This window comes from Aliibacillus thermotolerans (assembly GCF_027853235.1).
Taxonomy (GTDB): Bacteria; Bacillota; Bacilli; order Bacillales; family Marinococcaceae; genus Aliibacillus; species Aliibacillus thermotolerans.
The window spans coordinates 1-2807 of sequence record NZ_WKJG01000084.1; the positions used below are offsets into that span (position 1 = coordinate 1).

Consider the following 2807-nt stretch of genomic DNA (forward strand, 5'->3'; position numbering starts at 1 on the left):
CCCTGTTAGAATATTCTGTGATTATCCTTTTATAAGGTGGAAGTGCTGTTAGGTGTAAAACAGTGTCTATGAAATTTTGAGAATAAGCGAGCATTTGGAAGATATTCTTACTTTATTGAGGGAGGAAAGGGAACGATGAGGGAAGAGCGAGAAAAAAAATATCGGTTTAGTTTACGAAAAAAATTAGTCGCTGGCATTAGTGCCGTCTCCATTATTACATACGGAACAAGCGCGTTCTTCATCTTTGTGCTAGCTGACTATATCCCGCCATCTTGGGGAATTTCTGAAGATGTGTTTATTATCATTACACTGTTCTTAGGTTGGTTATGGAGCGGCATTTTAGCATTTCTCTCCGCACCGTTAATTACAAAACCACTGCGCCGCCTGGAACGATCCGCTCAGAAAGCTGCTGAAGGAGACATTCGTGAAGATGTTGAAGTAACGAAGTCGGATGATGAACTGCGAGGACTTGCCCTTGCATTTAACCAAATGCTGCAAAACCTTCGCATCATGGTAAAAGACATTGAAAACAATTTTAATCAAACGAACCAAACAGTAGATGAAATTACCGAAAAAACCGAACAAGCTTCTGCCAAAGCCGAAAGCATCGCAGAAACCGTTGGCGAAATCTCTGCCGGTGCGGAACAATCGGCCAATGCGATTCAAAATACAGCGGAATCTATGGAAGACATCACTCGCATTGCAGGAGAAGTACAAAGAAAAGCAACCAACTCCAACGACTCCGTCACGGATATGGTTTCCACTTTAGAAGAAAGTAAAAAAGTGATTCACTCTCTTGTTGGAGGAATCAAAGAACTAGAAGTAGACAATCAAGAATCTCTGGTTGCAGTGGAACAATTAGACAAACAAGCAGCCAAAATCGGAGAAGTCATTGATTTAGTCGGAGATATTGCCGAACAAACGAACTTACTTGCTTTAAACGCGTCCATTGAAGCCGCTCGCGCCGGAGAGCAAGGAAAAGGCTTTGCTGTCGTTGCGGAAGAAGTGCGTAAACTAGCAGACGAAAGTGCCTCCGCCGTACAAAACATCCGTGACCTATTACAAAACATTCAATTAGAAGTACAAAACGTCGTAACGAAAATTGAAAATCAAGTAGAAGTGGCCAGCCGGGAATCGAAAAAAGGCACAGAAACAAGTGAAGCCTTTTCGATGATGGAAGAAACCGTTCAAACAGTAGCAGATGCCGTGCACGACATTACAAAACTCATTGACAAACAAATGGAAGCGATCGAAGCAACTTCCCATGAATCCCAAGAAGTCGCCGCCATCGCTGAACAAACCTCCGCCGGAGCAGTAGAAGTCACCACCGCAACCGATGCCCAATTCGAAGTCATGAACGCCTTAGTCACCACCGCCAAAGAACTAACCAACCAAGCCCAACAACTAAAAAACACCATACAAAAATTCACAACGTAACAAGAAAAGCGGAGGCAACCGCTTAGGCGTGAAGGCGATGGAAGAACGGGGCAAGAAGTCGTTTTTTGACTTCTGCCCCGTTCTGAAGCGCTCAAGCGCCTGGTTGCTGGAGCTGGACAAAGAAAAGCGGAGGCGACTGATTACGAGCGACAAGCGCTGCGACGCACATGACGTGCTAGCATCGCCGTTTCTCACAAAATCTGGACTGCAATACTTCTTTGTGTTCTTTTGCGCCGAGTAACCACAGGCGCAGGACGTGAGGGGCATGCGACCACTCAATGAGTTATATATGAGAAAATTGGTCGTATGAAGCCCTCATGCGACACTTATTAGCCCTTTCTTAGCAGTGATAAGTCGTATGAATAGAGAAACAAGCATGTATTCTCTAATTAATTCCAATTCTATATGCTATGGGACACTAAATCAGTGGTAAGCAATGTTAAACTGTCCCATGACTCGTTCATACGACCACTATTTTTCAATTTTAAATAATAATTGGTCGCATGGAAACATGAAACCTCAGAGAAAAAATCACACATAAGTACGCGAATACTTTCTTCTGCTTCAATTAAATTTGCATTCAGCTTTATTATTTCGTGTATTTTTGATATCATTTGTTCCATGAGAAGGCCTCTTTTCTATGTGTATTTGCTGTGATGGGCATACATTTAGGATAGAGTGCCTTCTCTTTTTTTGCCATAGTTTAGCTCAAAATATCTCGAGTAATATTTTATACATACCACAAATTCAAAGCTTATATCCACTACTCCACCCTTTCATGCAACCTCTTGATCAAGATTTTTTCGTAATAAAGGTTCCATGAATCAGTTATACGACACTTTTTCTCATCTAAGAATGAGAAAAAGTCGTTTCAACCCACCTATCCATTCAGATATGTTTCACTCCTTCATGCCCCGTTGCCCTATGAATTGTTTCTTCCCATCTTATCCCGCACGTTCCATAGCGTGCTTTCAAGTAAACATGTAGAAGTGGTACCTTGAAAAACGATTCCGTGAAATCAGAAACAAGTTCTAAAGGTTCTATTCACTCTACATCATCACCCAAGTGCACTTACGATTCCCATTCTTAGCGCGGTTATTGTTTTCTCTTGTCAAAATGTGCCAATACGAAAATGGAAAGATGTTTGCTTGAAAATAAATGGCGAAATTTAGGACAAAGCGACGAGAATCCTCCTCATTTCAATGAGGAGATGAATCGTTGCCTTCTTTGAGTTACCCCATATCATATGTAACTATGATAATAGTTGTTAATATTGATAATATGTATCTTTAAATATATACTATATGTATGAATAAAAAATCTAAAATCACTCATGCTAGAACTTGTGTTTATAACGTCAATTATCACAT

Annotated in this window: 3 protein-coding genes; 2 read left to right on the forward strand and 1 reads right to left on the reverse strand. The window is 41.0% G+C overall.

Translation table 11 applies throughout. From position 1 onward, the window contains the following. Positions 1-135 precede the first annotated feature (135 nt). On the forward strand, positions 136-1437 hold the full coding sequence (locus GJS40_RS12745) for a methyl-accepting chemotaxis protein (RefSeq protein ID WP_270898238.1): 1302 nt from the start codon (positions 136-138) through the stop codon (positions 1435-1437). 37 nt (positions 1438-1474) lie between these two features. Further along, positions 1475-1678: a hypothetical protein gene (locus tag GJS40_RS12750; protein ID WP_270898239.1), complete on the forward strand. Its 204-nt coding sequence runs from the start codon at positions 1475-1477 to the stop codon at positions 1676-1678. Positions 1679-1838: 160 nt separating this feature from the next. Here GJS40_RS12750 and GJS40_RS12755 read toward each other — a convergent pair whose 3' ends face one another. After that, positions 1839-2060: a hypothetical protein gene (locus GJS40_RS12755; protein WP_270898240.1), complete on the reverse strand. Its 222-nt coding sequence runs from the start codon at positions 2058-2060 to the stop codon at positions 1839-1841. Positions 2061-2807 lie beyond the last annotated feature (747 nt).

Bases quoted from the DNA above. Each gene is read 5' to 3' on its own strand.
- GJS40_RS12745 (WP_270898238.1), top strand. From the start codon at position 136: ATGAGGGAAGAGCGAGAAAAAAAATATCGGTTTAGTTTACGAAAAAAA.
- GJS40_RS12750 (WP_270898239.1), top strand. From the start codon at position 1,475: ATGGAAGAACGGGGCAAGAAGTCGTTTTTTGACTTCTGCCCCGTTCTG.
- GJS40_RS12755 (WP_270898240.1), bottom strand. From the start codon at position 2,060: ATGGAACAAATGATATCAAAAATACACGAAATAATAAAGCTGAATGCA.